Below are 4958 nucleotides of genomic sequence, written 5' to 3' on the forward strand. Positions count from 1 at the left end.
CCCATCGTCAACGTCAATGGCCCGCGTTACGGCGCCATCCATGGTGCAGACAGGCGCCTCCTCGGCCTCAACAACATCGAGCTTATCACTGACCGGCCACTGGAGGTGAACCTCCAGGAAATCAAGAAGGTAAAGCGCGAGTGGCCGGACCGGGCCATGATCGTCTCCATCATGGTTCCGTGTACGGAGGATAGCTGGAAGGCCATCCTGCCGCGTGTCGAAGAGACGGGCTGTGACGGGATCGAACTGAACTTCGGCTGCCCGCATGGCATGAGCGAGCGCGGCATGGGTGCTGCCGTAGGCCAGGTGCCGGAATACATCGAGATGGTTACCCGCTGGTGCAAGCAGTATTCGCGCATGCCGGTGATCGTGAAGCTCACCCCCAACATCACCGACATCCGCTACCCCGCGCGCGCCGCGCACAAGGGTGGTGCGGATGCGGTGTCATTGATCAACACGATCTCTTCCATCGTCTCGGTGGACCTCGACAATTTCGCGCCCATGCCGACGATTGACGGCAAGGGCAGCCATGGCGGCTACTGCGGGCCAGCGGTGAAGCCCATTGCCCTCAACATGGTGGCGGAAATCGCGCGTGATGCAGAGACCCGCGGCCTTCCCATCTCAGCCATCGGTGGCGTCACCACATGGCGGGACGCGGCCGAGTTCATCGCCATGTCGGCGGGCACCGTGCAGGTGTGCACGGCGGCCATGACCTATGGCTTCCGCATCGTGGAAGAGATGAAGACGGGCCTGGCCCGCTGGATGGACGAGAAGGGCTTCGCGAACATCGAGGACTTCCGCGGCCGCGCGGTGCCAAATGTCACCGACTGGCAGTACCTGAACCTGAACTATGTGACCAAGGCCAAGATCGACCAGGACCTCTGCATCAAGTGCGGCCGCTGCTATGCCGCCTGCGAGGACACGTCGCATCAGGCGATCATGAAGGAGAAGGACGGCAAGCGGCACTTCGAGGTGATGGACGACGAATGCGTGGCCTGCAATCTGTGCGTTGAGGTCTGCCCGGTCGACAGCTGCATCACCATGGTCCGCCAGACCGAGGGCGTGGATGCGCGCACGGGCCGGAAGATCAATCCTGATTACGCAAATTGGACAACCCATCCCAATAACCCCATGGCACTTAAGGCCGCGGAATAATTGAGAAAACCCCTCCCCAGCAGGGGAGGGGCCGTTCTTGGGGAGGCCTGCGCGGAGACCGCCCTGCTCAACAGTTCGGCGTGGCGCTTGCCGTAGAGCCAGGATCAGGCTAGTATACGAAATTATGCATGGTTCGCTTCCCGGCTCTCTGACGGACGTCCTGCAACGATGTGAGCATTGCTCGGTGCGTCACCAGGCCGTATGCGGGGCGATGGACGAGGTCCAGATCAAACAGCTGGCGCAAATCGCTCACCGCAAGAAGATCAGCGCAGGCCAGACGATCATCTCTGACGAAGATCCAGTCGATTTTTTTGCAAACGTCATCTCCGGCGCGATCAAGCTGACCAAGACATTGCCCGACGGGCGCCAGCAGATCGTGGGACTTCTCTTCGCGCCGGACTTCCTGGGCCGCGCCTATTCGAAGAACAATCCCTATACCGCTGAAGCCGCAACCGATGTCGAGATCTGCACCTTTCCCAATGCCGCCTTCGAGCGGCTGGTGGGCGAATACCCGGGCCTCCAGCAGCGCCTGTTCCAGCACACGCTCGACGAACTCGATGCGGCGCGCGACTGGATGCTGCTGCTGGGCCGCAAGACGGCGGAGGAGAAGGTCGCAAGCTTCCTCTACATGCTGGCACGGCGCAGCATGCTGACGGGTTGTGTTCATAAGAGCACCCCGGGTGCTGCGGCCTTCGAGTTGCCGCTCACCCGTTCCGACATTGCGGACTACCTGGGCCTTACCATCGAGACGGTGAGCCGCCAGCTGACGCGGCTCAAGACCAGCAACGTCGTCCGCCTCAGCACCAGCAGGCTCATCATGGTGCCAAACCTCGACCGGCTCGCCCATGCGGCCGGGCATGACAGCAGCAGGCATTGATCCCGGTCAAGGAACGGGCATCGTCTTCCGTTCATGAATGAGTGGCAAACGGGAGGCCGGTCAGATGAGTTACAAGACGCTACTGGTGTCACTGAACGAAGTCGGCAGGCTTGCCGAACTCGTGGCGGCTGCCGTCGATCTGGCGCGCGAAACGGGCGCGCATGTCTCCGGCCTCTATGTGATTCCCGCCGTTCAGGTCTATCCGTCGGTCGGCTTTGAGGCGGCACCCCAGGTATTCGAGGGCAACCGCAGCTTCTTCAAGGACAACACCCAGCGCGTGAAGCAGGCCTTCGAGGAGGCGATGCGGCGCGAGGCACTGCCGCATGATTTCCATCTGCTCGATGCCCGCACCCCGGTCATTGCCGAGGAGGTGATCGCCATCGGGCGCAGCGCCGATCTGGTGATGGTGTCGGCGACCAACACCGACGAGATCACCGGGGTCGAGCGTGATTTTGTAGAACAGGTGGTGATGGCCGTGGGCCGCCCGGTGATCGTTCTGCCCGCGAAGGGTGATGCGCGCATTTTGCTGAAGGAGATCGTGATTGGCTGGGACGGCGGCCGCGAGGCCGCCAGGGCGGCCTTCGACTCGCTGCCGCTGCTGAAGGCGGCGGAGAAGGTCCGCGTCGTTCGCATCGACCCGCAGAAGGACCCGGCCCTGCGTGGCAGTGTGGCGGGAGCCGATCTGGCTGAAGCCCTGGCCCGCCATGGCGTCAAGGCGGAGGTGCAGGGCTACCCCACCGATGGCCTTGACGAGGGCCAGGCGCTGATGCGCTGTGCGGAAGACACCGGCGCGGGACTGATCGTGATGGGCGCCTACGGACACAGCCGCCTGGCGGAGTTCATTTTCGGCGGCGCCACCCGCTTCGTGCTGAACCGGATGAACCGGCCCGTGCTGATGTCTCACTGAGGAAAACACCCACATGTTGACCAAGATCCGCCTCGAACTGGCGCGCGACCACGACCATCCGGAAGGTTCTCAGGCCATCGGCTATGAGTTTGCCGCCCCCCTCGACGCCACCGGCAAGATCGATGCCGGGGAATGGCACAAGCGGCGGGACAACTGCCGCGTGATGCGCTTCCGGCCGAACGAGGCCGATGACATCGGCCACCTGATTCGCAAGCCGGGCGGAAGCTGGGCCTTCCACTACGACATCGCGTCCGACGAGGAGGATGACGAGGCGGGCTACCGCTTCGGCGATCATGCCTTCACGCTGGGCGAATATGTCTCGATCCGTGAGGAGGAGGGGCTCCGCACCTTCCGCGTTGTGAGGGTTCAGCCGGTTTAGCAACTGATTTCCCTTCCCCGCCCGACAAGGTGGAGGGGAACCAGCGCGGGCAGGGCTGCTCGGGATGCTAAGGTTTGGCACTTGCTTGGGCAGGATTAAGCCGCTACCCATCGCGCCCGAAATCCATTGATCGGGGCGCATTCACATGGCGAGCTATAATCTGTTCCTGCTTCCGGGCGACGGCATTGGGCCGGAGGTGATGAAGGAAGTCGAGGCGATCATCGCGTGGTTCAACGCGCAAGGCATCGCCCGGTTCGAGACCGACCGCGGCCTCGTCGGTGGCTCGGCCTATGATGCGCATGGGCAGGCGATTTCGGAGGCCGACATGGCCAAGGCCATGGCCTCGGACGCCGTGCTGTTCGGTGCGGTGGGCGGACCTAAGTGGGACAAGGTGCCCTATGACGTGCGCCCCGAGGCGGGGCTGCTGCGGCTACGTAAGGATCTGGGGCTGTTTGCCAATCTTCGCCCGGCGATTTGCTACCCGGCACTGGCCGATGCCTCCTCGCTCAAGCGCGAGGTGGTCGAGGGTCTCGACATCCTGATCGTGCGCGAGCTGACAGGCGGTGTTTACTTCGGTGAGCCCAAGACCATCACCGACCTCGGCAATGGCCAGAAGCGCGGCATCGATACGCAGGTCTATGACACCTTCGAGATCGAGCGCATCAGCCGCGTGGCCTTCGAGCTCGCGCGCACGCGCAAGAAGAAGGTCTCCTCCGCCGAGAAGCGCAACGTGATGAAGACGGGTGTCTTGTGGAACGAGGTCGTCACCCGCGTTCATGCGCAGGAATATCCCGACATCCAGCTGGAGCACGTGCTGGCGGATAATTGCGCCATGCAGCTGGTGCGCTGGCCCAAGCAGTATGACGTGATCGTGACCGACAACCTGTTCGGCGACGTCTTGTCTGACGTGGCGGCGATGCTGACGGGTTCGCTCGGCATGCTGCCGTCCGCCTCGCTCGGCGCGCCCGATGGCAAGACCGGCCGCCGCAAGTCGCTTTATGAGCCGGTGCATGGCTCGGCCCCTGACATTGCCGGCACGGGTGCTGCGAACCCCATCGCGATGATCGCAAGCTTCGGCATGGCGCTGCGCTATTCGCTGGGGCTTGGCGACTGGGCCGACAAGCTGGACCAGGCGATCTCGGCGGTGCTGGCCAAGGGCATCCGCACCAAGGATATCGCGGGCGACACGCCGGCCAATGCGTCCACCACCGAGATGGGTGCGGCTATTCTGGCAGAGTTGAAGGCGCTGGCCTAAAGAATCCGTCACCCCGGCGCAGGCCGGGATGACGGGAAGGGGGAAGACAGAGGGTAAGCAGCATGATCGAACTCCTGGTGAAAAACGCCACCTTGCCGGATGGCCGCAAGGTAGACATTGCCTGTGCGGGAGGGCGCATTGCCGAGGTGTCGCCCTCCATTACCGGAGAGGCGCACGAGGTGATCGATGCGAAGGGTTATCTCGTCTCGCCGCCTTTCATCGATGCGCATTTCCACATGGATGCGACGCTGTCGCTCGGCATGCCGCGCTACAACAACTCGGGCACGCTGCTGGAGGGAATCGCGCTGTGGGGGGAGCTCAAGCCGCTCTTGACGCATGAGGCGGTGATCGAGCGCGCCATGCGCTATTGCGATCTCGCGGTTGC

Annotated in this window: 6 protein-coding genes; all 6 read left to right on the forward strand. The window is 63.3% G+C overall.

Features of this window, described 5'->3' with window-relative positions:
• A partial coding sequence (gene preA / locus ACILRA_RS19705) for an NAD-dependent dihydropyrimidine dehydrogenase subunit PreA (protein WP_395663760.1) occupies positions 1-1155 on the forward strand: 1155 nt, incomplete at its 5' end.
• A gap of 211 nt (positions 1156-1366) precedes the next feature.
• Positions 1367-2032 carry a Crp/Fnr family transcriptional regulator gene (locus ACILRA_RS19710; RefSeq protein ID WP_395663761.1) on the forward strand — a complete coding sequence of 222 codons (666 nt, stop codon included), beginning with the start codon at positions 1367-1369 and terminating at the stop codon, positions 2030-2032.
• Between the two features lie 64 nt (positions 2033-2096).
• Positions 2097-2939: a universal stress protein gene (locus ACILRA_RS19715; protein WP_395663762.1), complete on the forward strand. Its 843-nt coding sequence runs from the start codon at positions 2097-2099 to the stop codon at positions 2937-2939.
• Positions 2940-2952: 13 nt separating this feature from the next.
• Positions 2953-3318, forward strand: coding sequence for a hypothetical protein (locus ACILRA_RS19720; RefSeq protein WP_395663763.1), 366 nt, complete (start codon positions 2953-2955; stop codon positions 3316-3318).
• A gap of 145 nt (positions 3319-3463) precedes the next feature.
• Complete coding sequence (leuB, locus tag ACILRA_RS19725) at positions 3464-4573, forward strand: 3-isopropylmalate dehydrogenase (protein ID WP_395663764.1); 1110 nt, start codon at positions 3464-3466, stop codon at positions 4571-4573.
• A gap of 62 nt (positions 4574-4635) precedes the next feature.
• Positions 4636-4958: amidohydrolase family protein (locus tag ACILRA_RS19730; RefSeq protein ID WP_395663765.1), on the forward strand; the 323-nt coding region annotated here is incomplete at its 3' end.

This window comes from Aestuariivirga sp., from assembly GCF_044239095.1.
GTDB lineage: Bacteria > Pseudomonadota > Alphaproteobacteria > Rhizobiales > Aestuariivirgaceae > Aestuariivirga.

Bases quoted from the DNA above. Each gene is read 5' to 3' on its own strand.
- ACILRA_RS19710 (WP_395663761.1), top strand. From the start codon at position 1,367: ATGGACGAGGTCCAGATCAAACAGCTGGCGCAAATCGCTCACCGCAAG.
- ACILRA_RS19720 (WP_395663763.1), top strand. From the start codon at position 2,953: ATGTTGACCAAGATCCGCCTCGAACTGGCGCGCGACCACGACCATCCG.
- leuB (WP_395663764.1), top strand. From the start codon at position 3,464: ATGGCGAGCTATAATCTGTTCCTGCTTCCGGGCGACGGCATTGGGCCG.
- ACILRA_RS19715 (WP_395663762.1), top strand. From the start codon at position 2,097: ATGAGTTACAAGACGCTACTGGTGTCACTGAACGAAGTCGGCAGGCTT.